Raw genomic sequence first — 23,860 nt, 5'->3', positions numbered from 1 at the left:
GATTGGACAGAGATGACAAGTTTAGTGCCTCTAGCTAGACCTTTATAGTATAACAGCATCCAGCGAGTGGATGAAATCTTGACGGGGTTCGGGCAAGCCGGGCAAAAGACAGGGTACATCTGCCAATTTAGTTCTAGTAATGACAGATGTCCATGAGGCGAGTGCTGACTCCGCATATAGTTATACTGTCTTGAGAATACAACGGGGCAGGGTGAAGGCCGTGAAAGCAAAAAGGAGAAAACACAAGCGTCCGCGAGATTATCGCGACGGTTATCACGAAGGATATCGTCTCGGCATGTGTGAGGCTGTGCAGCGTCGGAGTACTGTAGAGGTCGAAGCCTGTCGGCCATTTAAGCTAATGTATGTTCCTCAAGGGTTCCATGCAATCGATACTGGGGTAATTGAGGCGCTTCAGCAGCTTGTAAGTGAGCTTGTGATAAGCACTCCAGAAGCTATGCTGGAGACCGCGGCTCGGGAGATGCCCGGGGCAGTGCTGGTTATGAATGGACTGCATGTTTTTCCGGAAAATCATTTAGAACAGATTACAGAAATCAGAAAGCTGGGCATTCGGACTGCGATCTGGTTTGTGGATGATCCTTATTTTACAGAGGATACTTCAGTGATTTGCCGGCATTATGATCACGTCTTTACGCATGAGCTCGGTTGTGTGGAGTTTTATCAATCCTTTGGGGTTCCATCCGTTCATTATTTACCGCTTTGCGTCAATCCAAAGATGTTCTATCCACGCCGTACGGCACCGCAGTATAAGTACGACATTGTGTTTATTGGCAATGCATTTCATAATCGGACAGCGCTGTTTGATGAACTTGCCCCCTATCTAAAGGATAAGAAGGTGCTGATCGCTGGGGGGTTCTGGGAACGGCTTGCGACTTATGACCAGCTTGCCCCTTTTATTAGGAATGGCTTTATCCCGCCTGAGGAAACTGCGAACTATTACAGTGGCGCAAAGCTAGTCATTAATATTCACCGTCCGTGGGAGGAGGGGCAGGATAACCGGAATAGCTTCCGTTTACCATCACGCTCTATCAATCCGCGTACTTATGAGATCAGTGCCTGCGGTACTATGCAGCTTACGGATGTTCGTGAGGATCTGGGCAATTATTATCGACCAGGTTATGACTTGGATACTTTTGGCTCTGCTAAGGAATTGCAGGAGAAGATTGAGTACTATCTGAAGCATGAAAAAGAGCGCCGAATTTACGCTTTACGGGGACTACAGACAACCATGCGCAACCATACATTCACTGCGCGTTTGCCTCATTTGCTGAATGTGATTGCTTCAAGTGTATGAAATCTATAACGGGACAAAGGAGCGAGGATGATGATGAACAACAATGAATTTATTATGCCTGCACCACCGCTACCTCTGACACCTCCAGAGGAAGAAAAGCTTCGTGGTCGTCTGAGTGGTTTTAAGGGCGGATATGATGAGGGATATTTACGGGGGCGGCTTGCGATTTTGGATGGTCGGCCAGAAGAAGTATTTCCTGTACGGAATATTCATGTAATGTATGTGGCTTCTGGTAAAGGATATCCCTACTCTCCATTAGACGATGCAGTCCTCTACGCGCTGCAAAAATTAACCGCACAAGTCACGATAACAGATGTACGTCAAAACTTAGTGGAGTTAGCCGCCGCTCAAAGACCGGATCTGGTACTTGTGCTGGACGGTATGGATTTACCGCTTGAGCAGATCTCCGTTCTTCGGGCTAGCGGGATTAAGACAGCCATTTGGCTTACAGATGATCCTTATTACACTGATTTTACAGTTAAAATTGTGGCGCATTACGATTTTGTGTTCACACTTGAGCGTAATTGTATTGATTTTTATAAGGGACTTGGCTGCCCTGAAGTTCATTATCTTCCTTTTGCCGCTCACCGCGAGCATTACCGTCCAACTACAACACGTTCACCATTGAATCGCGAAGTTAGTTTTATTGGCTCTGCCTATTGGAACCGGGTTAATTTCTTCCGTGAGATTCTTCCGGATTTGATGAACTATAACACGGTGATTAATGGCATCTGGTGGGATCGTCTGCCTGAAGCAGCGCTTTATGGAGATCGAATTGAGATCGGCAAATGGATGTCACCACAAGAAACCGCGGTAGCTTACAGCGGATCCAAAATCGTCATCAACCTCCACCGCTCGCACATTGATGAAGTAGTGAACAACAATACGCTTTCGATTCCGGCGGTATCTCCTAATCCGCGTACTTTTGAAATCGCGGCAACGGGTACGCTGCAATTAGTGGATGCCAGAGATGATATGGGATCCTTTTACAAACCTGGTGAAGAAATTGAGACTTTTGCAAGCCCTCAAGAAATGATGGATAAAATCCGTTATTACCTGACTCATGAGGAAGAACGTCGTGCGATAGCCCTGCGCGCTTTTGAACGGACGCTTAAGGATCACACCTACACTAAACGTATACACCAGCTGTTAACAGTAATTTACGGCTAGGTCATATGCCCGAAAATGGAATGGAAATGTGCGCTTACCAGGGGACAGGTGTCGTGCCGGCATCTGTTTTTCCTCGATATACTGTAGAACCGAACCTCAGCTTATGCCTGTGGCCTGATGAAAAGAAGCAACGTCTGGAGCGGGCTTGTATAGCGGAGCGGAAGCGACTGGCTAGATTCGAGAGCAGAGTGGAAGCGAAGGGGCGAAGCTCGGGAGCGAAGTGAATTGACTGACGAGATTCTAGAGCTAAGCGGAAGCGATGTTGCGAGTCACAGGAGCGACTATCTTCTAAGAGAGTTTTACTGCGAAGGATAGAATTTAGCGAAAGTTTGTAAATTTTTTAAGGAGGTGAATGGCTGCTCCAGGCCCCTCGTTAGGGAGCGCCGAAACGCCATGGCTGACAAAGCTACAATCGTCCTCTTTTCACATGTATCCAATACACGCAGTATTACGGGAGCGGAGAAGCTATTGTTGTTTTTCGCTCAGGAGCTTTCTCCGTACTTTAATTGTATTCTCGTTGCACCTCAGGACGGCAAGCTGACTTCTCAGGCTCGAAGCTGTGGAATAAGTGTACAGTTGCTTTCGATTCCTCTTTTATATGGAATGTACACTCCTTATGCAGGGTTGGAGGCAGATGCTCAGAAATTCCAGGAAAGCAGGGAGTATCACGAGTTAACAGACTGGCTGAATTCCCTGCGCCCGGCGTTTGTTATTACAAGTACCTGTGTGCATGCTCTGCCAGCAATGGCTGCAAAGTCACTGGGCATTCCGGTGATATGGAAAATATCAGAGACGATAACAGACAATGAATATACACCTATTAGTGTAGGGCTGATTCATCGGAATAGTGATGAGATATTAGCTATTTCACAAACAGCTGCAGCTTGCTTTCCAGAGGACGTGAGAGCGGAAAAAGTGATCCAGCTGCCTCCCTCTTGGAATGATAAAGAGATGATGATTGAGGCTTGGAGCAAGCTTCGGAGCGAACGGCGGCGGGAATTGCGGGTTAAACCGCATGAACAGCTGGTCGGTTATATTTCTTCTTTTATCAACAAGGAAAAAGGGCTAGAACATTTTGTGAAAATGGCTGTGCTTGTGCACGCGGTTCATCCAAGCTCGAAATTTGTTGTCATTGGGTCTGCTGGTGATAAAAGCTACTATGAGCGTTGTGTCCGCAAGGTGAAGCTTGAGGGACTGTACACCCGGTTTAAATTTGTTGGTTATGCTGAATGCCTTCCATCCGCTTATTGCGCCATGGATGTGCTAGTGGTTCCTAGTCTGATCCGCGAAGGCTTCGGCATGACTGCTCTGGAAGGAATGGCTTTTGGAAAACCCGTGGTCGCTTACGACTCTGGGGGCTTACGAGAAATTCTGCACGCAGCGGGCTGCGGCGAAAATCTCGTGCCAGCATCGGACATTTCCGCGCTGGCAGAAAGAGTCAACGTCATGCTGGCGCAGCCAGGAATGGCGTTAACTATAGGCAGTCAAGCGCGGGAGCGCGTCGACGCCGTCTATGGTCCGGCGGCTTATCGGAGCCGCCTGCAGGGTCTTGCGGAGATGTGGAACCTCCGCTATTGCAGCGCACCCGCGGTGCGCGAGGCTGACAGCGTGGTGGTGGTGGAACCACCCGCTGTCCAGCCTGACTTACCCGCAGCGTCGCCGGCTTTGCCGCCGCGAAGCAAGGGCCTGCCAAGCCGCGTCGCCCGCAAGCGGCGCGGCAAAGCCCGGGCGCGCCGGCGAAGCGGGCGCCCGTTGGTTTTGCGCCGCGTTGCTCGCAAGCGGCGTAAAGGTTCTGCCCGGCGGCGCAGCACCGCCGGGGGCAAGCGCCGCCGGGCCCGCCGCGGTGGACGGCGGCGCGCGGCGTAAATGCCTCGATTGCAGCGAAGTGGCAAGCTGAGTACAAAGAGAGATAAAAATGCTCTTCATTGAGCTCAATCCAGCAACCTGAGCCAAATGAACGGTACATTTCCCGCAAAAAGTGCTCAATCCAGCAACTTGAGCGCAATGAACGGTAAAAAATCCCGCAAAAAGAGCTCAATCCAGCAACTTGAGCTAAATGAACGGTACATTTCCCGCAAAATGAGCTCAATCCAGCAACCTGAGCCAAATGAACGGTACATTTCCCGCAAAAAGAGCTCAATCCAGCAACTTGAGCGCAATGAACGGTAAAAAATCCCGTTTAAAGAGCTCAATCCAGCAACCTGAGCCAAATGAACGGTACATTTCCCGCAAAAAGAGCTCAATCCAGCAACTTGAGCGCAATGAACGGTAAAAATCCCGTTTAAAGAGCTCAATCCAGCAACCTGAGCCAAATGAACGGTACATTTCCCGCTAAATGAGCTCAATCCAGCAATCTGAGCCAAATGAACGGTATAAATCCCGCTAAATGAGCTCAATCCAGCAATCTGAGCCAAATGAACGGTATAAGTCCCGCTAAATGAGCTCAATCCAGCAACTTGAGCGCAATGAACGGTAAAAATCCCGTTTAAAGAGCTCAATCCAGCAACCAGAGCACAGTCCGCTGACTGAGCCAAGTCAGACCATAATTAAACAGGCAGGGGAGTGAACTCATGAAGATCATGACGATTTTAGGCACGAGGCCTGAAATCATTCGCCTCAGTGTAATCATTCCGCTTCTCGACGAACATGCTGAGCGGCACATCCTGGTGCATACAGGCCAGAACTTCACCGCCAGTCTCAGCGGCATTTTCTTTGCTGAGCTGGGACTGCGGGCACCGGATTATGTGCTGCAGGATAAACAAGCAGGACTAGGCGGTCAGCTTGCCGCCATGTTCGGAGGGTTAGAAAGCATTTTACTAAAAGAACAGCCAGATCGTATCTTGCTTCTGGGCGATACGAACAGCGCGTTATGCGCGATTTTGGCTGAACGTATGGGAATTCCGGTGGTGCATATGGAAGCGGGCAACCGTTGCTATGACCTCCAAGTACCAGAAGAGAAAAACCGCCGTGTCATCGACGCCGTTTCGACCATTAATATGCCTTATACGCAGCAGAGCAAAAGACATCTAATCAGCGAAGGTTTCCCCAGCAGGCGTATCGTGTTAACAGGAAATCCGATCCATGAGGTCATGACCCATTTTGAGCACAAAATCCAAACTAGCGACATTCTGGAGCAGCTGAAGCTTACCTCAGGACAGTATTTTCTAGTCACGGCCCACCGTGCTGAGAATGTAGACGATCCAGAGTCCCTTGTACAAATTATGTCGGGTCTTAACGCAGTGGCTGAGCATTTTGGAATTCGTTTAATATGCAGCATTCATCCTCGCACTCGCTCCAAACTTACCGAGCAATTTTCCCTTCCAATGAACCCACTAGTTGAATTTCATGAACCTTTCGGATTTTTTGATTTTGTCTATTTGGAACAGCACGCCTTATGTGCCATCACCGACAGCGGGACTGTACAGGAGGAATGCTGCTTGATGAAAGTGCCAACAGTTACGATTCGCAGAACGACGGAACGTCCAGAAACAGTGGATTGTGGCAGCAATGTAGTCTCAGGTGTAGATCAGAAAAGTATTCTTCGCAGCGTCAAGCTGATGACGGCGCTCAATCGGGATTGGGAGGCACCGGAAGGATACATGACTCCGGATGTTTCGGTCAAGGTAGTTAAATTCTTGCTTGGAGGGAACCTGCATGTTCAATAATAAAAGGATTGTGGTCACAGGCGGAACTGGTTCCTGGGGGCATGAGCTGATTAGGCAACTTCTGCCACAAAATCCTAAGGAAATCATCGTATTCTCCCGCAGTGAATCCGCTCAAGTGGCGATGAGCCGGGAGTTTGAAGATCAACGTCTCAGCTTTATCATTGGCGATATCCGTGACAAGGATGCGCTGATTGCAGCCTGCCGTGGCGTTGATTACATCTTTCATCTGGCGGCGCTCAAACATGTTCCAGTCTGTGAAGATCAGCCTTATGAAGCACTCAAAACCAATGTAGTGGGAACTCAAAATGTGATCGAAGCTGCCATTGTAAATGGCGTTGAAAAAGCAATTTACATCTCTACCGATAAGGCTGCGAACCCATCCAACTTCTATGGAATGACCAAAGCGATCGGGGAAAAATTGTTCGTTTATGCCAATCTGATTGGCTCAAACACCCGGTTCGTTACTGTACGCGGAGGTAATGTGCTCGGAACGAACGGCAGCGTCGTGCATTTGTTCATGAAGCAGATTAAGGATAAGGGTCAGGTACGCATTACGGATATGAAAATGACCCGCTTCTTTTTTACCCTACGCGATGCTATTACATTATTATTTAAAGCTTCTGAGGTTAGCTTGGGTGGAGAAATCTTCGTCATGACTATGCCTACCTGCCGAATTATCGATCTTGCTGAGGTGCTGATTGAAGCTTCCGGAGAGTCCAATGTGAGTATTGTCGAGACCGGGATTCGTCCGGGGGAGAAAATCCACGAGATTCTGATGAGCGATTTCGAAAGCTTAACTACCGTTGTCTACGATGAACAGTATCTAGTAATTCTCCCTACGCTGAACATGCCGGAATTAAAGGCACATTATAGCGCTTATCCTCATGTCTCTTTCAATAGCTTCAGTTCAGAGACGAATCTGATGGATCGGGAAGAGATCAAAAGCATCTTGATCCGGGGAGGGTTCCTGCAATGAAGCTGCTTATCCTAGGTGGAAACGGTATGGCGGGGCATATGCTGGCGGATTATTTTCGCCGCCAGGGCAAGCATCACGTCTTCCATACAACCCGGGATAAGAGCGATCTTGGCGGGCTGTATGTAGATGCGAACGATATAGCCGGAGTTGAGAAGCTGGTCGATATCGTTTCCCCTCATTGCATTATCAATGCAATGGGGGTTCTCAATCAATTCGCGGAGCGTGACAAAATTGGGGCTTACCACGTGAATGGCTTTCTCCCTCATCACTTGTGGCGAAAGGCGGAGGATGTTCAGGCAAGGCTCATCCATATCAGTACCGACTGCGTGTTCGAAGGAACACGCGGAGGGTACACCGAAGAGGATGCTCCTGATGGAACCTCTGTATATGCAATTTCGAAAAGCCTCGGTGAGGTGCAAAAACCCGGGCATCTTACGATTCGCACTTCCATTATTGGCCCCGAAATCCGCTCAGGCGGTATTGGTCTGATGGATTGGTTCCTGGCGCAGAGTGGTAAAGTTTCAGGATACCGGCGGGTGATGTGGAACGGGGTCACAACGCTCCAATTAGCCAAAGCAGTGGATGTAATGCTGGATTCCTCCGTATCGGGGCTGATCCATTTAGCGCATCCAGAGCCAGTAAGTAAATATGAGCTGCTTCAGCATATTCAGGCGGCTTTTCATAAAGAAAATGTGGAGATCATCCCTGAGGATGAACATATTCAGGATCGTACACTAGTGAATACAAGAGCGGATTTCCTCTTGCCGCTGCCTTCATATCCTTTAATGCTGCAGGAACTGGCTGACTGGATGAAACAGTCAGAGATGTATTTATGACAGGGCAAAGACTTCTGATTACCGGAGCCGGTGGATTCACCGGGCAACATGCGGTTCGATTATTTTCGGCAGGAGGGGCTGAGGTTATCGCTGTATTGCGGCCGCAATCGACAGCTGCCTCCACTCTTTTTCCAGAAGGAGTAAAGATATATGTTTGTGATTTAAGTGACCGGAAAGCAGTAGCTGAGATGATCAAGCAAACTGCGCCGGACGCTGTCCTTCATTTGGCTGGGAAGAACTCCGTACCCGAGTCATGGCTTAATCCCTTGCTTTATATGGAGACAAATGTGATGGCCACCTTATATTTACTAGAGGCAATGCGAAGCTTGCCGAGCAGTCGGATTCTAGTGGCAGGCTCCAGACTTAAGTTCAAACCGGGTGTGGTGGCTGGGCCACCACACCCGTATAGCCTTAGCAAAACAATAGAAGAGCTGGTGTCCCTCGCATGGGGCACCTTATTTAAACAGCCGATTCTGCTGGCTGAGCCGTGTAATCTGATTGGTCCCGGTCCTTCCACCGGCTTCTGCTCTTTATTAGCACAGCACATTGTTCGAAGTGAAGTCCAGCCAGATGAGGAAATACCTCCATTTAAGCTCTCTTCTCGTTATGCGCTGCGTGATTTTTTAGATGTTAGAGATGCCGTTAGAGCTTATGACTACATTTTGCGTAAAGGTACAAATGGAACCATCTATCGCATCGATTCGGGGAAGCAGCGGGAACTCGGGGAGATCGCGGAGCAGCTGCTCAGTCATTCTGTAGGACCAGTGCCAATGGACTGGGGACCTGCAGATGCTGAACGGGCTATTTCAGAGATCGCAGCCACAGCGGATAAGAAGGTTCATTCAGAAGCATCAACCCCTGAGGCTGATGTGTCTTCACTGGGCTGGCGTCCGGAGATTGGGCTTAGCCAATCGTTAATGGATATTTTGAATTATTACCGAGTTAACGGGGAGGGGAGGTTGTTATGAGACCGAAGGTTTCGGTAGTGATTCCTTTTTATAATTGTCCTTATATTGAACACGCCCTGCAAAGTGCGCTCTCCCAGTCTTGGGAACCTTACGAGATCATTATTGTCGATGACGGCTCGCACGCTCATAGCAATCTAATTACACCGTATCTCTCCCGAATTCATTATTTGGGCAAAGGCAACGGGGGAACCGCCTCCGCACTGAATCACGGCATTTTGAATGCAACAGGGGACTATGTGGTCTGGCTTAGTTCAGACGATTTATTTTATCGGGATAAGATCAACAATCAGGTTCTGTTCATGGAGCAGAACCACTTGTTAATCTCCTATACCAACTTTAATTATATTAACGCTCAATCGCAGCTGGTTCAGCTGAATGCTGCGCCATTGTTTCCTAGTCACCTGGATTACTTACGTTGTTTTTTACACGGTAATCCCATTAATGGCTGTACGGTGATGTTTAAACGAGAGGTGTTTGGAGCCATAGGGCTTTTTGATGAATCACTTCCTTACACACATGATTATGACTTATGGTTCCGCGCCATTCTGAACGGATATCCACCTGTGATGTTGAATCAATCACTTACAGCTTACCGGACTCATGATGGCATGGGAACGATCAAATATTTTGATGTAATTATGGCAGAGGCAGCTGCGACCAATGCCCGCTACAAGAATTCGCTGCAGCACTTGATTTCTTCTATGGGGGGCTGAAGGTAATGTACCGGGAAATTGAAGTGAATGACTTTCTGCCAGTCTTACTGGAACAGTTGAAATTCTGCGAGAGTATTCTGGATATCGGCAGCGGCACCGGTACCCTGCTTGAACGATATGAAGCCGCAGTAGTGCTTGGATTAGAAATTCACAGGCCGTACCTGCTGCATCGTCAATATAAGGCACCTCATATTATTCCGGTACATGCAGATGCCAGTCATATGGATAAATTGTTCCTCCCCAAAACATTTTCAGCGGTTACCTTTATTGATTCAATAGAGCACTTTAATAAAAATGAAGCGAAGACACTGCTCGGGATGGCCGAAAGAATCGCCAATAACCGAGTAGTTGTATTTACCCCTCGGGGCTTTTTTCCACAGGAGGGTATGGATCATTATCATTTGCAGGGGGAGCATTATCAAAAGCACCGGAGCGGATGGGAGCCGGAGGATTTTATTGCACTGGGGTATGAGGTAACGGTACTGAAAGGCTTCCATCATGCCCAAAACCCATCGTTTCGAGAAGCGTTCGGTGAAGACCATGCACCAGTAGATGCCTTGCTTGCTTGTAAAACAGTATAAAAAGTTGAGCTCCGGGTGAAGGAGGTGAGCGCGTATGAGTGAAGAACCTAAAGTATCGGTGATCATCCCATTTTATAACTGTTCGTATGTGGATCTCGCCATCCAAAGTGTCTTGAATCAAAGCTATCCGAATATAGAACTCATTGTAGTCGACGACGGTTCTACCCTATGGCTGGAGAAGTTGACTCCCTTCCGTGACAGGATCATTTATATACAAAAGGATAATGGCGGGACGGCCTCTGCTTTGAACAAAGGGATAGAAGTGGCTACCGGAACGTATTTTGCCTGGCTCAGTGCAGATGATCAATTTCACCCGGATAAAATCAAAAACCAAATAGAAAAGCTCAAAAGTACGGGCACTTTATTTAACTATACAGCCTATTATTATATAAATGAGCAGGGAGAACGGATCTCAGATACGGTAAGTATGCTTTTTAGCAGCAGGGCCCATTTTATTGAGACTATGATGTTGGGTTGTCCGGTGAATGGGAGTACAGTTCTTCTTCATATGGATATATTTCGTGCTGTAGGAACGTTCGATGAAATGTTGTTATATACTCAAGATTATGATTTATGGCTGCGTATTTTACCGCATTTTAGCTGGTCTTATATTGAGCATCCGCAGCTTGATTATCGAGTGCATCAAGAGATGGGCTCAGTGATTCATAGTGAGGCGCAGAAAAGAGAGATAGAACTGGTACAAGCAAAACATCACGGGGTTCTATCGCATCTGCTGCTAAAGGAGAGAGGGGAATGAAATTAATATTTCCTGTTCTAACTCTATCTAGGGGCGGAGCACAACGGATGCTGGCAGAACTGGCTAATCGTCTGTCAGAGATCGGTCATGAAATTACGATCCTCTTGCCCAGCGATGGTGTCGTTGAATACGAGATAAATTGTGAATTGCGTTATGCGGCAGATGATGATTTGTCGGCCAACGATTTTCCAGTGGGGGACGTGATTGTCTCCAACTTTTATACCACAGTCGAGGTATCGCAGCAGGCAAGTAATGAGGGGAAAGGGATTCATATTCGCTTAGCACTTTGCTACGAGCCCACTTTTTTACCTGACAATAGCCGTTCTTTTGCATCTTATAGTTTAACCAGCAATCTGCTCGTACTTTCCCGCTGGCAGCAAGAAATCGTCCAGATGAATCATGGCATTAAGGGGACAATCGTGCCCATTGGTGTGAATCCTGTTTTTAGAAACCTGAACATTCGTGAACCTGAAAATAAGCTTGTAGTTTCCGCGGTTATGCGAAAGCCGGAGGGAGGATTCTCAGGTCATCGTGAACAAGATTATTTACTTGAACAGTTAAATCGGGTCAGAAGACTTCATCCAGAAGTTGAACTTTATTTGATTATTCCTCCTGGTGAATTTGCTGAGTCGACTACACTGCAAACTTTATTAATGGATGAACGATATCATATAAGGACTCCTGCAAATGATACTGAACTTTGTTACCATTATAGTGAGAGTGATATTTTTGTAAGCTCAAGTACGTATGATACGGGATCGCTACCAGGCATCGAGGCTATGCGTTGTGGAGCAGCACTCGTTACTGTTTACTCCGGTGGGAATATGGAATATGGCAGGCATGGCCACAACTGCTTAATGTCCTACCGGTTTGAGAATCGGCTCGCGGATGATATCATAACCTTAATTAAAGACCCGGATTTACGCCAGCGGCTGGCTCGTAAGGGGGAGCAGGATTCACAGCATTTCACTTGGGAAAAAAGCACACAATTGTTTCAGAATGCACTGTTTGAGATCGTAGCGAGGAACTCTTAGTAATATGTCCTTAAAATATAAAAAACCTTCAGTACCACTTGAGAAGTGGCTTGAAGGTTTTTTTGCTTGATTTCGGTTAGAAGATGGCATATGAATTCATCATTTCACGAAAAGACTGCGCATACTTCTCGGTTCCGAAGCGTGAGACCATATATCCTCTTCCTTGCTGACGGAGACCCTCTCGCAGAGGAATATTGTTCATAAGCTCCAGTCCTTCGTTGACGGCAGTTGGAATATTGCCAAGCGGGTAAAATTTACCCGTGACATTATGAACAATAAAGGATCTGACACCATCGGAATCTGTACTAAGTACTGGACAAGTGCAGCAAATCGCTTCGGCAACAGCATATCCAAATCCTTCTGTAATGGAGGTGGCTAACAGGAATCCACCAGAATTGGCTATCGAGGAATAATAAATCGGCATTACATGATTAGGAATATTGGTAAAAGTACTTAGACGATCATTCAGCCCTAAGGCGTGTAGCTCCTCCTGAAAGGATTGTTTTTGATCCTCTGCGGCTAAATTAGGATCATGGAACATCCACAAATGAAGATCTGGTTTATAAAGGCGAATTTCATGGGCGATTCTCAAGTATTCCCGCCAATTTTTATTGCTCTCTAGCCGGCCTACCCAAGCGATAACCGGATTAGCCGGAGGTTCAGCAGGGATATGCTGAAAGGACTGGACATCAACAATATTCGGAATTACATAACGATGCAGCCAGGGACAGATTTCAATAAACAGCTCCAACAAATGATCGGTTGGCGGGATTAGTACCGCATTACAATAAGAACGTAAATAAGGGACAGCATCTCTGATCAGAGTTTCCGCATGACTGCGTTTTCCAAGGCCTTGAGATTCGTATATCATAATACCGCGGTAACCGAGTTCACGCAGACGTTTCAGTAATAAATAATCTGATGTAACAATAATAGCATCGTAATTATGGGTATCCAGCAAATTTTTAATTTCTTCATCTGAAGATGAGACAAATACCGGAAAATTGGTCGTATTCTGGCCTGAACCCGGCATTAGATATAAAACATGGCATTCGATCCCACTTCGCTGGAGACTTTCACATCGCAGCTTATTTAATGTCTCCACCCCGCCACTCGGTACATAAAACGTAAATAGAACTTTCATGCACAAGCCTCCTGACTTTTGCGGAGCAATACCGACTTGTTGAGATATGGCTTACTGTTTATAAGATACGCCGATCTGCACTCGCGGGTGACGGTCAAAGTGGCATAGTTCCAAATCCTTTCAGGATAGCTTGTTCTTCAGAAGGTCATCCTAACGATCGTACACTGCACACATACAACATTAGAGATGGAGGATGAATTCATGTTGCGATCCAAGATCAGTATGTCAGTCTCAGCTGCATTGCTTCTCGGCTTGGTGAGTATTACAGGGTGTGGAACCAATACGGCAGAAAAATCTAATGTGCAAACCAATAGTGTCCGGGGAGTAGATGATGGGCGTATTGGTGTAAATTCCGTACGCGGTGGCACGCATAACATCACTAAGATGGAAGTTAGTCAGGAGCTTGCAGACCGGATTGCTGCTATGCCTGAAGTCCGTTCAGCGAATGTAATGCTTGCAGGTAAAAGCGCGTATGTAGCAGTAACTTTAAATGATGCAACTGCTGGCTTGCGTGCCAAAGGGACTCCATCGTATCGGGCAAAATCTTCAACCACTCCTCACAATTATGGACCGACTGGCGTAATGTCTGGTACAGGAAGAGTAAAAATTGGCCGTGATGGAATGAATGATACTGGAGCCGTAACAAATGGTATGAACGGAGCCTTAAGAGGTACTGTAAATACAGTTCCTGGTACAACAAGTACTGGACCGGCAACCAGAAATGGAATCAATGGTATGGGTAATTTGGGAGCGGGTATGTTGGGTACAGGTACAGGTACAGGTACAGGTACTATGGGAACAGGTACGACAAGAAACCATACTTATAATAATGGTCCTCTGCTGAACAGCGATGGCTCGAAACATGATGTAGATATGGGGATGGGAAAAGGTATGGGAACTGGAATGGGCATGGGCATGCGCAGTACCACTCCTAGTACCCATGACACGAATTACAGAAGTAATTCGACGCATATGTACAACACCAATAGCACGAATAACTCAAATAACACAAATAACACCATAAATACAAGAGAAACAGAAACAGTTACCAAAGCAATTAAAGATAAAATTGCTGCAGAAGTTAAAAAACATGATGCGAGAATTAAGGATGTATACGTATCAGCAAATCCTGACTTCGTGGAACGCGCTAATGTTTATGCTGAAGAGGCTCGTGCTGGTCATCCGATAAAAGGATTTGTGGATGAATTCCGTACCATGGTTGAACGAATTTTCCCAACACGTAATTATTAATGATTATTGTGATCTAAATAAAAAAGCAACAATCTCACCATCTGGAGAGAATTGTTGCTTTTTTGTTTGGAGCTAATTTTATGAAGTGGTGATTGGACGTCCGCCGATCCATACGCCGCAAATATTAAATTCAGCATCAAGGCGCAGGATATCGCCGCGTTTTCCAGCCTCCAAGGAACCAATGCTACGCTCCATTCCAATGGACGCCGCTGGCGTAAGGCTTGCAGCACGGGAGGCTTCTTCCAAGCTGAGTCCTACCTCTTGGATCAGATAACGGAAGCCGCGAATCATCGTTAGTGTGCTTCCAGCTAGAGCAGCAGGATTATCTTTAAGGGTGGCGATGCCATCTTGAACGAGTACAGGTAAATCACCAATTGTATATTCACCATCACTAAGTCCAGTTGCAGACATGGCATCAGTAATCAGTAATAAATTGTTCTCTTTCTTGAGACGGGTCAATATAGAAATGGCTGCGGGATGAACATGAATCCCGTCGGCTATAATCTCTGCGCGAATGCGTTTATCGAACAAAATAGCTCCAGCCGCTCCAGGTTTACGGTGATGTAGGGGTGTCATCGCATTGAACATATGCACAGCTTGGTTAAGTCCAGCATCTGCTGCGGCAATAACCTCTTCAAAGGAAGCATCCGTATGCCCGAGCGCTGCAGTTATACCGTGCTTGCGCAGCCAGAGAATAGCTTCGAGGGCACCTTCACGTTCCGGAGCAAGCGTGACTTGCCGGATCATTCCTGGATAATCGTTCTCCCATTGTGCTAGCCACTCAATATTGGCAGGAACAATATGCTCTGGATTTTGTGCGCCGGACCATTTCGGGCTGATGAAGGGTCCTTCCAGATGCATGCCTGCAATTTGTGTGTAAGGCATTTCAGCAGCACGATAAGCGCTGACTTCGGAGAATACTTGGTCAATAGCAGACTTGGAAGCGGTCATGGTTGTAGCCAGCATTGTTGTTGTTCCTTGGGAACTATGGAACTTAGTGATGGCATTCAGCGATTCAGTATCACTGTACATAAAGTCGTGGCCAGCTCCACCATGAACATGTACATCTACAAATCCGGGGATCAGAAGATCCGTTGCTTGACCACTGGCAGGCCAATGAGCGTAACGCTCTGGGAGCCAAGCCGCATCGCCAGCATAGTGGATCTGCTCTCCAGATACGGCAATCACACCATGCTCAATTAAACCTTGGGGAGTCAGTACCTTACCGAACAGCAACTGTTCTAGTTCTTTATTTATTTCAGCCATTTGCCTGCTCCTTCATCTACGAGAACGATTACATTTGGATGGCTCTGCAGCAAGGATGCAGGGCATTGGGTTGTAATCGGGCCTTCAACAGCATTGCGGATGGCTTCAGCTTTGCCGGCACCACGAACTAATAAGAGAATTTGGCGTGCTTTTAGGATGCCTCCAATGCCCATTGTAATCGCTTGCCGAGGTACCTCGTCCAAACTGTCGAAGAATCTGGCATTCGCTTCCCGGGTATCATCAAGCAGGTCAACGACATGGGTTTTGCTGCTGAGGTTAGCATCGGGTTCGTTGAATCCAATGTGGCCGTTGCTGCCAATACCGAGAATCTGCAAGTCAACGGGTCCGTTTTCTTCCAGCATTTTATCGTATGCAAGGCATTCTGCTTCCATATCCGCTGCGTTTCCGTTAGGGATATGTGTCTGTCCTGGATCAATATCTATATGGTTAAATAATTGCTCGTTCATGAAACTGCGATAGCTCTGTGGATGGTCGACAGGCAAGCCGATATACTCATCCAGATTAAAGGAAGTTGCTTTAGAGAAACTCACAAGTCCTTTTTGGTGCATTTCAACCAATTTGGCATAAACACCAACTGGGGAGCTTCCGGTCGCAAGACCGAGCACGGCTTTAGGATTGCTTTGCAGTAGGCTGGCGATAAGATTCGCACCCGTTTGTACGAAATCTTCATCACTATGGAACTTTAGAATATTCATTAGGATTGTCCTCCTCGTTTGTTTCGGTATTGTTGGACATTGAGATAAGATTGCTCCAGTCTAGGAATAAAATCCCCAAAACGGGTGCTGACCATTCCAGTGAACAAAATATCAATGATGTGAAGCTGAGCTATGCGTGAGGCCATGTCTCCCCGGCGCATACCTTTCTCCAAAGATGAGGAGAATAGGGGGATATCCGCCAGAGTAGCCAAGGTGCTGCTGCCATAAGAGGTTAGTGCGATAGTGCTTGCTCCGCTAGCCTTCGCACACATCAAGGCATCAATGGTCTCGGGAGTCTCTCCCGAATAGGATACTGCGAACACGACATCACCTTCGGAGAGTGATGAAGCAGAGGTAATCTGCATATGGGAATCAGCAAAAGCAGTGCAATTTACGCCTATGCGGATCAGCTTCTGATAGAAATCCTGAGCAACAATGGAAGAGGTCGCCATCCCGTATAGATCAACGCGGCGTGCTTGGCACAATAAATTAACTGCTGCCTGCAGTCGCTCCAGATCTAACAGGGAAGTAGTGTCCCTGATGGAGGTCAGATGGTTCGTCTGCATCGCTTCCACAATCACGGAGAGTGGGTTGCCTGCTACAATATCTTGATAAGAAGAGCCACCATCCTGCGGCGCGGCATCACTATGAGCAATTTCTGCTGCCAGCTTCACCTTGAAGTCGGGGAAGCCTTTAAAATGAAGCACCTTACAGAAACGTGTGATCGTTGCCGGGCTTATTCCGCATTGTTCTGCTAATTCTGTAATGCCCATATGAACGATTTCGCCTGGTGAGGAGAGAATTCGTTCAGCCAGCTTTCGTTCCATTTGAGAGAGCTTGGCCTTCTCATGCTCGAGTGCATGCAGTATTGGGGACATCCATTCATCCACCTCGTTTCAATGGGGTATTGAAATTATTTTTATAATTATTAACTAAATGTAGAAAATTATTTTCATACTTAGGATAAAACAAATTCCATTCGGAAGCAAGGGATAAAAATGAATACTTGAGGGGAATATGCAAAAATAAAAAACGGCCTACTCGCAGAAGGCTGCAAAGTGGACCGTTAAATGATGTAATTACGGAGATATAAGATAAAAGGGATGCTATACTGTATTGCGTTCTATAATACGGTACTCAAGCTTGCGGTGAACGGGTTGTCCATCATTTCGCTGGATCTGATCATAGATAATCCGAAAAGCGGATATGCCCATTTCAGTTAACTGATTATCTACAGTGGTCAGACCTAACGTTCGGCCGATAGGCTGATCATCAAATCCGATGACGGCCAGATCCTCAGGAATGCGGATACCCTTTTTCCAAGCTTCGATGATTAAACCAGCCGCTATATGATCGCCTGCTGAAATAATCAGGGCATCAGGACGATTCTTCATCTGCAGCAGTTGGTGTAGTACGCGGGCACCGTCCTCTTCGGTCACACAGTTATAGATCATCCATTCATCAATGTAAGGATGATCTGTAGCCGCCAGAAAGTCTCTAAAGGCAATTTGTCGGATAGAGCTGCTGCTGCCGTATGGTCTTCCTTCACAGTAGCCAATATGGCGGTAACCTTTATCATTCAAATATTGAAGGCCGCTGCGAAAAGCAGAATAATGCTCAATATATACAGAAGAAAATTGGCGTTCTCCTCTATCCTGACATACCACAATAGGGCCATAAGCTGTATATTCTTCAATAGCTTCTGAGCTCATTGTTGAAGAGACCATAACCACACCGTCAATTTCTTTATTGCGCAGCATCTCAAGCACCTTAATTTCTTCTTCAGTACGATAATCGGTTTGGCACAGAACGAGCCGGTATTGAGCCAGCAGTGCTTCTTGAGCCAAGCCTGCTATAATGACTGAGAAATAAAATAAGTTGGTATACGGAATAATAACAGCTATAGCTTGAGTCCGCCCAGTGATCAGATGCACAGCGTTCATATTACGCGTGTAGTTTAATTTTTCAATTGTAGTTAGAACTGCGGTTCGTTTGACTTCACTTACATAAGGGTGATTATTGAGCACCCGCGAGACTGTTGTCACGGAAACACCAGCCATACGGGCAATTTCTTTAATATTAGCCATTAGAGTACAACAGCCTCCCTTTGGTGCTTGTGTATAGTCATTTTATTTTATCATATTGTCCGCAAATAACCTCCCAAATAAAAAGCTTGCTATGGAATCCATTTCATAAATTAGACTGTAAATGCAAGAGATTACCGGACTAAACCGGCGTAACCACAAGGGCGTGACGGACCGGTAGATCTATTGTATTAATAAAACTAAGCTGTTCGTGAAGCTTTTGGCGATCTGTTCCGAAGCAGCTCCCACACAATAAACAGCAGGACAAGCAGCTGTGGAAGCAAGGTTTCCCAAGTTGGATACATGCCAAGCCAGTTAATTGAAGGCAAGCCCTCTTGTACATGCGCAGGAAGTTTGCCAGCGACCTGAAGCGAGTGAATGCTCTCCCCAAGAAAGCGGAATACTAGGTAATAAATAAGAATTGTAGCTGTACGGAAGAAGGCGGCAATCGGTAATTTTGCACTCAAGGCAATCATTGCATAACCTACAATACCAAGAATAATCAGAGCACATCCAATCCCAAGCAGTAATTGAGACAGCTTGATGGATGGAGCCATGCCCACATAAAAAATAGTAGTCTCTGCACCTTCACGTAAAATCGCAAGCGCTGCAACGGAGGACAGTGACCAAAGGTTTCCTTTGGCCAGCGCGCCATCAACTTGCCTACCCACGTAGTTGTTCCAGTTCGCAGTGTTTGATTTGCTATGCAACCAGCGTCCGATGGTGAGCATCATAACTACCGCGACAAGACCAGTAATCCCTTCAATCATCTCCCGCGCTCCCCCGGAAGCTGCCCGAGAAATGGTATAAGTGAGCACAACAGCCAATCCGATACTTGCGGTGAGGCCGACAGCTGCACCGGACCAGATCCATTTTTGCGCTTTGGCGTTGCCATCACGTTTCAGGTAAGCAAGAAGAGCTGACAAGACGAGAATAGCCTCAAGTCCTTCGCGCAACAGAATCAAAGCGGCATCCCAAGCATTATAAGTGGTCTCACCAGCCAAAGGCGTTAGTTCACTAAGCATATTGTCCATGATGGTTAAAGCTTGATCCAGTTTAGGTGGATTTGAGAGCAGGTAACCTGTGACAGCCGCACTCTCGTTTTCGATATTGTTGTAGACTGTTGGTGAGGCGATCTGGACTTGCCCTTCGGCAGAAGGCCAGGCTACGATGAATTGCTCCATGATGTTAGCGGCCTCTGTGCTGTTATTGTCTTTGGCAGCGGAGGATGCTTTGTTCAGGTAGTTGATTAATCCCTCTATAGAAGCTGGTTCACTGGAAGTGTCCCCAGCGTCAATGGTTTTGCCTTCACTGTAATCAGCCAGCAGCTGATATAGTGCTTCTGCTTCCGATTTCGCCGACGCCTCACGGAGCGGTTCAGCCTGCAGCGCAATCCGCAGCAGGCTTATTCGCGTCTCCAGCAGGCTGTAGACGGCGGAATCGTCCGCCCGGATGTTGCGCTCCGCCGGCTTCCATCCGCTGACGATGTCGCGGTACGCTGCCGCTGCCGCGCTCCAGTCGGCGCTGCGCGCCGCATCCCGCGTGCGTTCCGCCGCGGGCAAAAGCTTCGCCGCCGTCTCGCGTCCGGCGGCTCCAGTGTCACCGCCGACCGTGCCGGAGGCGGCGGTGACGTACGCGTCCACGCTTCTCGCGAGCGTGGACAGTGCGGTTTTGGCGGGCTCGCCGCCGCCCGCCGCAAGGGCTTTCGCCGCGTCTGCAAGCGCGGCGTCAACGGCAGCAGCCGGACCGGCGAGTGCCGGGTCCGGCGTGCCTGTGTTCGCGGTGCGCCACAGCGCAGCGAACACTTCTACATCGGCGGCGGCCGCGTCCCAGCGGCTCTGGCCGGCTTCGACGAGCGCGCTGCCGACCGGCGGCAGGAGCTCGTCGACCGTGCCATCGCCCTCCGCCCCCGCGGGGCTGGAGAGCAAAAGCATACACAAAAAGCCAAAAAGAATCAGCAAGGCAACCTTTGGCATTTGCCGTTTAGGATGCGTAAGAGATAACATCGGGATAATCCCCCTTCAATAATGGACAGCCATAAATTTAGCTTAGTAGTGTTTCCCCGATAAAGCCGCCACTGCGGATACCCGGGAAGCAGGCAAATACCGCGCTGCCGGTGTGAGTCATATATTCGTTCAGGAGATCAGTCTTAGAGAGGCGCTGCTGAATGGCAACGAATTGTTTCATTAAATCACGTTGAAAGCTTATGAATAACAAACCTGCATCAAGCTGGCCCGTGGTGACATCCAAACCGCTGGAAAAAGAGTAGGAGCGGCGCAGCATTTTGACTGTACCGTCACCATGCGCCAATGCGGAGTGTGAATTCGCCGGAATGACAGGTTTCCCGAAAGCGTCCGCCGCTGAAAGATCCAACTCATCGAATTCATCCTTAGCTCCGAGTGGAGCTCCGGTGTGACGATAACGCCCGAAGGTAGCCTCCTGATCACTTAGCGAAGACCGATCCCAGACTTCAATACGCAGACGCACCCGGCGTACCGCCATATAAGTGCCGCCGCTCATCCAAGAAGGACCGTCACTGCTGCTGTTCCAGACCACTTTGTTCATTTCAGCGTTATCAGTTGTATCGGGATTGCCCGTGCCGTCTTTGAAACCCAAAAGATTGCGTGGCGTAGCCCCCTTGGGATCCGCTGCTCCAGTGCGTTGAAAACCTTCCTGTGTCCAGCGTAGTACAGCAGTCCCCCGGGCAATACGAGCCAGATTGCGGATCGCATGAAATGCAACCTGCAGATCATCGGCACAGGCTTGCACACAAATATCCCCGCCACACCATTTCGGATCAAGATTGTCACCCGCAAATGCCGGAAGATCGGCCAATAGGGCTGGGCGTTTCGAAGCTAAGCCGAATCTTTCATCAAAAAAGGAAGGGCCAACACCAAAGGTCAGCGTACACCGTGCAGGGTTTAGCCCGTCCGCTTCCCCGGTGTCTGAGGGCGGAAGATTGGGATTGTCATTTACGTCACCAATAAGCTCGCCAGTAGTAAGAGCGGCAGCGGCAGTGGTCCATGCTTGCATTAGTTTTTTCACATCGGCCAGTTTGGTTGTGGTGAAATCAAAGGCAGCAAAATAAATAAAGTTTTGTGCAGGTGTCAAAATTCCCGCCTGATGGCTCCCATAAAAAGGAATGGAACTGGAATCACCTTCTGCGGCTTTCGTTGGCTCAGCTACAGCATTACGCGCAGCTATAATTCCACCGACACCTCCGCCCCCTAACAAAAGACCAAGGCCAGTGGCGCCAGTAAGCCGCAGCATATCGCGGCGGCTTAATTTTTTACCAAATATAGGCTCATTCTTCGATTGATCATTAAGAGGGGGACTTTCAGGATTACCTGGTACTCCAGTGAACTTGTTATGTTTATTCATGAGGGTCACACTCCTAGAATAGTTCCCATGTTGGACAATGGCTCAGCCAAGGCGTCCAAATTCTGACTCAGTTTACGTACTTCATCTTCTTTCAGCTCTTCATAGGAAACATATCCATCTCCGGATTTGAAAGGGGCAAGCTCAGCTTGCAAGGCAGCGAATCGTTCACCAATGGTTTTTTCAAGATCGGCATCCTTTTTAGCTAGTTCTGGTTTTAACAGCTCGTATATCTTTTGCGCGCCCTCAACGTTTGCGACGAAATCATACAGGTCTGTGTGCGAGTAACGTTCTTCCTCTCCGGTTACTTTGGAGGAGGAGACTTCATTTAAAAGCTCAACAGCACCAGTTACGAGCAGATTCGCGTCGATCTCAACGGTCTCAACTTTCGCACGTAACAGCTGTGCATCCTTCAACAATTGGTCAGCAACTTCTGTCATATCTTTAGTTGTATTGTCCTGCCAGAGTGCTTTCTCAAGCTTGTGGAAACCGCGCCACTCTGCCGCATCTACATCATTTTCCCGGGCATCGATATTTGGGTCCAAATCGCCAAGTGCTTCTGCAATAGGCTCAATCCGTTCATAATACATGCGGGCAGGAGCGTAGAGCGCCTTAGCCTCATCAATCTTGTCCTCTTTTACAGCGTTGGTGAAACTCTCTGTTTGCTTCACAAATTCATCACATTGCTGGATGACGTATGTACGATATGAATCTATAGCTGACGTAAAGTCAGCGGTGGCAGTCTCCGGTGCAGTGGTAGCCGTAGCAGTCTCCGGTGCAGTGGTGGCTGTAGTGCTGTTAGCAGCAGTATTTGTAGAATTGTTGTTATTGGTACATCCGGTAAATAGTATGGAGGCTGCAAGCAGACCTGCAGGCACCGCATAAGTAAATTTCATTAAAAAAACACCCCTTTTTTATATCTAAATGATAATCGTTATCAATTATGCTGGACTTATCATAAGTCCGTATACAATTACTGTCAATATAAAAATGTGATGTATCTCATTGTAATAATTGCCCGACAAAAAAACTCCCAGGGTTGGGAGTATGGTTTGTGGTAATGTATCCGATTACAATTGAAAAAGCAGAATAGTAACCGACCCAGCGAACGTACACAGTACTATGTAATCGGCCCAACTATTCTCTTCGCATATTCAGCAACAACGAACTCAGCTCTAGCCCCAGCGAACCTTTGCGCGTACGCAGCAGTAAAGGCCCCAGCGAACCTTTATGCGTACGCAGCAGTAACCGCCTCAGAGAACGTTTATGCGTAGTCAGCAGTAACCGACAAGTTGATCTTTGGGCATACGCAGTAACTAAAGGACTCAGATGACACTAAATGCAGCATTATTCGTTATTTGAGTCGCTATCGGACCGCATAGTCACTATTGACTTGAAAAGTACCGAATATGGGCCTGTTTCTAAGGAATAGCGTCACTGGAGTCCGAAACTTCGCTCAAAAGACGACAAATTTGCAAATAACGCCATCTGGGTCCGAAAGCCTCAGTTGGGGCTGATGAATACACTATTGGAGCGGGCAGCCGACGGTCCACAACATAAAGCAGCGATTCCCATTAATGGCGAATCGCTGCTCTATATTGTTTACGATGTTTAAATGAAGCGAACCGTCTCATTTATAGTTAATTAAGCTGTTAATGCGACAGTCCCATTCTTTGAAGGTTTGATCTGCTTAAGAATAAGATCAAAGGTCATCTGCTTTTTATCGTTCATTATGGGATTCATGATCGGCAGAGGGTTGGTTTTCGAACACTTCTGCAGCTTCCTCTGCAGAAAATTCAGGTTCGAATTTACCTACGAGTGGTAATTTGTTTAATTTCGTTGTTTGTACTTCTGCTTTGGTGGGTTGATTGTTTTTTGAATGGCTCATACATACACCTCCTTTAATAAGGAACAACAAACCGTAGTTTGCCCTGAAAAAAGATGTTCTTATTCATGAAAATTTCAGGATTTTGCATTTGAATGAACTAAGCCCATTTTATAATTGTTAC

The 23,860-nt window shown here is 47.4% G+C and carries 23 protein-coding genes; 13 read left to right on the top strand and 10 right to left on the bottom strand.

The features are described 5' to 3' along the window. Positions 1 to 211 precede the first annotated feature (211 nt). The 4 genes from NYE72_RS25375 (at position 212) to NYE72_RS25360 (ending at position 4,348) form a co-directional block, all read left to right on the top strand. The gene (locus tag NYE72_RS25375; RefSeq protein ID WP_038573142.1) at positions 212 to 1,312 is read left to right on the top strand and encodes a DUF3880 domain-containing protein; all 1,101 of its coding nucleotides are present in this window, start codon (positions 212 to 214) and stop codon (positions 1,310 to 1,312) included. A gap of 54 nt (positions 1,313 to 1,366) precedes the next feature. Beyond that, positions 1,367 to 2,482 carry a glycosyltransferase gene (locus tag NYE72_RS25370; RefSeq protein WP_036679773.1) on the top strand — a complete coding sequence of 372 codons (1,116 nt, stop codon included), beginning with the start codon at positions 1,367 to 1,369 and terminating at the stop codon, positions 2,480 to 2,482. A gap of 53 nt (positions 2,483 to 2,535) precedes the next feature. Next, positions 2,536 to 2,706 (top strand): hypothetical protein, encoded by a 171-nt coding sequence (locus tag NYE72_RS25365; RefSeq protein WP_155288192.1) that lies wholly within the window; start codon positions 2,536 to 2,538, stop codon positions 2,704 to 2,706. 169 nt (positions 2,707 to 2,875) lie between these two features. Then, on the top strand, positions 2,876 to 4,348 hold the full coding sequence (locus tag NYE72_RS25360; protein ID WP_052097299.1) for a glycosyltransferase: 1,473 nt from the start codon (positions 2,876 to 2,878) through the stop codon (positions 4,346 to 4,348). Positions 4,349 to 4,464: 116 nt separating this feature from the next. Here NYE72_RS25360 and NYE72_RS25355 read toward each other — a convergent pair whose 3' ends face one another. Continuing rightward, positions 4,465 to 4,980: a hypothetical protein gene (locus tag NYE72_RS25355; RefSeq protein ID WP_339210705.1), complete on the bottom strand. Its 516-nt coding sequence runs from the start codon at positions 4,978 to 4,980 to the stop codon at positions 4,465 to 4,467. Between the two features lie 72 nt (positions 4,981 to 5,052). Here NYE72_RS25355 and wecB point away from each other — a divergent pair, with 72 nt between their 5' ends. Genes wecB through NYE72_RS25315 form a run of 8 tightly spaced genes read left to right on the top strand, consistent with a single transcriptional unit; the run spans position 5,053 to position 12,012 of the window. After that, positions 5,053 to 6,147, top strand: coding sequence for a UDP-N-acetylglucosamine 2-epimerase (non-hydrolyzing) (wecB, locus tag NYE72_RS25350; RefSeq protein WP_038573138.1), 1,095 nt, complete (start codon positions 5,053 to 5,055; stop codon positions 6,145 to 6,147). Next, positions 6,137 to 7,123 carry a polysaccharide biosynthesis protein gene (locus tag NYE72_RS25345; protein WP_036679704.1) on the top strand — a complete coding sequence of 329 codons (987 nt, stop codon included), beginning with the start codon at positions 6,137 to 6,139 and terminating at the stop codon, positions 7,121 to 7,123. Before wecB ends, NYE72_RS25345 begins: the two co-directional genes overlap by 11 nt. Continuing rightward, positions 7,120 to 7,959, top strand: a complete 840-nt coding sequence (locus NYE72_RS25340; protein WP_036679702.1) for an SDR family oxidoreductase — start codon at positions 7,120 to 7,122, stop codon at positions 7,957 to 7,959. The genes NYE72_RS25345 and NYE72_RS25340 overlap by 4 nt, the downstream gene beginning before the upstream one ends. Beyond that, on the top strand, positions 7,956 to 8,927 hold the full coding sequence (locus NYE72_RS25335; protein ID WP_038573136.1) for an NAD-dependent epimerase/dehydratase family protein: 972 nt from the start codon (positions 7,956 to 7,958) through the stop codon (positions 8,925 to 8,927). The genes NYE72_RS25340 and NYE72_RS25335 overlap by 4 nt, the downstream gene beginning before the upstream one ends. After that, positions 8,924 to 9,640 carry a glycosyltransferase gene (locus NYE72_RS25330; protein ID WP_036679699.1) on the top strand — a complete coding sequence of 239 codons (717 nt, stop codon included), beginning with the start codon at positions 8,924 to 8,926 and terminating at the stop codon, positions 9,638 to 9,640. Before NYE72_RS25335 ends, NYE72_RS25330 begins: the two co-directional genes overlap by 4 nt. Before the next feature lie 5 nt (positions 9,641 to 9,645). After that, the gene (locus tag NYE72_RS25325) at positions 9,646 to 10,221 is read left to right on the top strand and encodes a class I SAM-dependent methyltransferase (RefSeq protein WP_038573134.1); all 576 of its coding nucleotides are present in this window, start codon (positions 9,646 to 9,648) and stop codon (positions 10,219 to 10,221) included. Between the two features lie 34 nt (positions 10,222 to 10,255). After that, entirely contained in the window at positions 10,256 to 10,978 is a 723-nt protein-coding gene (locus tag NYE72_RS25320) for a glycosyltransferase (RefSeq protein WP_036679696.1), read from the top strand. Next, complete coding sequence (locus NYE72_RS25315; RefSeq protein WP_076146400.1) at positions 10,975 to 12,012, top strand: glycosyltransferase family 4 protein; 1,038 nt, start codon at positions 10,975 to 10,977, stop codon at positions 12,010 to 12,012. The genes NYE72_RS25320 and NYE72_RS25315 overlap by 4 nt, the downstream gene beginning before the upstream one ends. Positions 12,013 to 12,088: 76 nt before the next feature. On the opposite strand, the gene NYE72_RS25310 is transcribed toward NYE72_RS25315, so the two are convergent. Then, positions 12,089 to 13,156: a glycosyltransferase family 4 protein gene (locus NYE72_RS25310; protein ID WP_036679693.1), complete on the bottom strand. Its 1,068-nt coding sequence runs from the start codon at positions 13,154 to 13,156 to the stop codon at positions 12,089 to 12,091. Positions 13,157 to 13,357: 201 nt separating this feature from the next. Here NYE72_RS25310 and NYE72_RS25305 point away from each other — a divergent pair, with 201 nt between their 5' ends. Next, positions 13,358 to 14,407: a YhcN/YlaJ family sporulation lipoprotein gene (locus tag NYE72_RS25305; RefSeq protein ID WP_339210701.1), complete on the top strand. Its 1,050-nt coding sequence runs from the start codon at positions 13,358 to 13,360 to the stop codon at positions 14,405 to 14,407. Between the two features lie 78 nt (positions 14,408 to 14,485). Here the strand turns inward: NYE72_RS25305 and nagA are convergent, their stop codons facing one another. From nagA to NYE72_RS25265, 8 genes are all read right to left on the bottom strand, one after another. Continuing rightward, positions 14,486 to 15,673 carry an N-acetylglucosamine-6-phosphate deacetylase gene (gene nagA, locus NYE72_RS25300; protein ID WP_036679691.1) on the bottom strand — a complete coding sequence of 396 codons (1,188 nt, stop codon included), beginning with the start codon at positions 15,671 to 15,673 and terminating at the stop codon, positions 14,486 to 14,488. Further along, entirely contained in the window at positions 15,661 to 16,389 is a 729-nt protein-coding gene (gene nagB / locus NYE72_RS25295) for a glucosamine-6-phosphate deaminase (RefSeq protein ID WP_036679689.1), read from the bottom strand. The genes nagA and nagB overlap by 13 nt, the downstream gene beginning before the upstream one ends. Continuing rightward, positions 16,389 to 17,267: a MurR/RpiR family transcriptional regulator gene (locus NYE72_RS25290; protein WP_036679688.1), complete on the bottom strand. Its 879-nt coding sequence runs from the start codon at positions 17,265 to 17,267 to the stop codon at positions 16,389 to 16,391. The genes nagB and NYE72_RS25290 overlap by 1 nt, the downstream gene beginning before the upstream one ends. A gap of 228 nt (positions 17,268 to 17,495) precedes the next feature. Then, entirely contained in the window at positions 17,496 to 18,476 is a 981-nt protein-coding gene (locus tag NYE72_RS25285) for a LacI family DNA-binding transcriptional regulator (protein WP_076141523.1), read from the bottom strand. Between the two features lie 197 nt (positions 18,477 to 18,673). Then, positions 18,674 to 20,116, bottom strand: a complete 1,443-nt coding sequence (locus NYE72_RS25280; protein ID WP_254924636.1) for an FTR1 family protein — start codon at positions 20,114 to 20,116, stop codon at positions 18,674 to 18,676. A 400-nt stretch (positions 20,117 to 20,516) separates the two neighbouring features. Continuing rightward, positions 20,517 to 21,854 (bottom strand): iron uptake transporter deferrochelatase/peroxidase subunit, encoded by a 1,338-nt coding sequence (efeB, locus tag NYE72_RS25275; RefSeq protein WP_076141524.1) that lies wholly within the window; start codon positions 21,852 to 21,854, stop codon positions 20,517 to 20,519. Between the two features lie 5 nt (positions 21,855 to 21,859). Beyond that, positions 21,860 to 22,747, bottom strand: a complete 888-nt coding sequence (efeO, locus tag NYE72_RS25270; protein WP_038573125.1) for an iron uptake system protein EfeO — start codon at positions 22,745 to 22,747, stop codon at positions 21,860 to 21,862. Positions 22,748 to 23,571: 824 nt separating this feature from the next. Continuing rightward, positions 23,572 to 23,739: a hypothetical protein gene (locus NYE72_RS25265; protein WP_169744806.1), complete on the bottom strand. Its 168-nt coding sequence runs from the start codon at positions 23,737 to 23,739 to the stop codon at positions 23,572 to 23,574. Between the last annotated feature and the right edge of the window lie 121 nt (positions 23,740 to 23,860).

Source organism: Paenibacillus sp. FSL L8-0333 (assembly GCF_037965665.1).
GTDB classification, from domain to species: domain Bacteria; phylum Bacillota; class Bacilli; order Paenibacillales; family Paenibacillaceae; genus Paenibacillus_AQ; species Paenibacillus_AQ odorifer.
The sequence above is the reverse complement of the archived record's forward strand: the minus strand, read 5'-3'. Positions and strand labels throughout refer to the sequence as shown.

Excerpts from the sequence above, each read along its gene's own strand:
- NYE72_RS25370 (WP_036679773.1), top strand. The coding sequence starts at position 1,367 with ATGCCTGCACCACCGCTACCTCTGACACCTCCAGAGGAAGAAAAGCTT.
- NYE72_RS25360 (WP_052097299.1), top strand. The coding sequence starts at position 2,876 with ATGGCTGACAAAGCTACAATCGTCCTCTTTTCACATGTATCCAATACA.
- wecB (WP_038573138.1), top strand. The coding sequence starts at position 5,053 with ATGAAGATCATGACGATTTTAGGCACGAGGCCTGAAATCATTCGCCTC.
- NYE72_RS25345 (WP_036679704.1), top strand. The coding sequence starts at position 6,137 with ATGTTCAATAATAAAAGGATTGTGGTCACAGGCGGAACTGGTTCCTGG.
- NYE72_RS25340 (WP_036679702.1), top strand. The coding sequence starts at position 7,120 with ATGAAGCTGCTTATCCTAGGTGGAAACGGTATGGCGGGGCATATGCTG.
- NYE72_RS25335 (WP_038573136.1), top strand. The coding sequence starts at position 7,956 with ATGACAGGGCAAAGACTTCTGATTACCGGAGCCGGTGGATTCACCGGG.
- NYE72_RS25330 (WP_036679699.1), top strand. The coding sequence starts at position 8,924 with ATGAGACCGAAGGTTTCGGTAGTGATTCCTTTTTATAATTGTCCTTAT.
- NYE72_RS25325 (WP_038573134.1), top strand. The coding sequence starts at position 9,646 with ATGTACCGGGAAATTGAAGTGAATGACTTTCTGCCAGTCTTACTGGAA.
- NYE72_RS25320 (WP_036679696.1), top strand. The coding sequence starts at position 10,256 with ATGAGTGAAGAACCTAAAGTATCGGTGATCATCCCATTTTATAACTGT.
- NYE72_RS25315 (WP_076146400.1), top strand. The coding sequence starts at position 10,975 with ATGAAATTAATATTTCCTGTTCTAACTCTATCTAGGGGCGGAGCACAA.
- NYE72_RS25310 (WP_036679693.1), bottom strand. The coding sequence starts at position 13,156 with ATGAAAGTTCTATTTACGTTTTATGTACCGAGTGGCGGGGTGGAGACA.
- NYE72_RS25305 (WP_339210701.1), top strand. The coding sequence starts at position 13,358 with ATGTTGCGATCCAAGATCAGTATGTCAGTCTCAGCTGCATTGCTTCTC.
- nagA (WP_036679691.1), bottom strand. The coding sequence starts at position 15,673 with ATGGCTGAAATAAATAAAGAACTAGAACAGTTGCTGTTCGGTAAGGTA.
- nagB (WP_036679689.1), bottom strand. The coding sequence starts at position 16,389 with ATGAATATTCTAAAGTTCCATAGTGATGAAGATTTCGTACAAACGGGT.
- NYE72_RS25290 (WP_036679688.1), bottom strand. The coding sequence starts at position 17,267 with ATGTCCCCAATACTGCATGCACTCGAGCATGAGAAGGCCAAGCTCTCT.
- NYE72_RS25285 (WP_076141523.1), bottom strand. The coding sequence starts at position 18,476 with ATGGCTAATATTAAAGAAATTGCCCGTATGGCTGGTGTTTCCGTGACA.
- efeB (WP_076141524.1), bottom strand. The coding sequence starts at position 21,854 with ATGAATAAACATAACAAGTTCACTGGAGTACCAGGTAATCCTGAAAGT.
- efeO (WP_038573125.1), bottom strand. The coding sequence starts at position 22,747 with ATGAAATTTACTTATGCGGTGCCTGCAGGTCTGCTTGCAGCCTCCATA.
- NYE72_RS25265 (WP_169744806.1), bottom strand. The coding sequence starts at position 23,739 with ATGAGCCATTCAAAAAACAATCAACCCACCAAAGCAGAAGTACAAACA.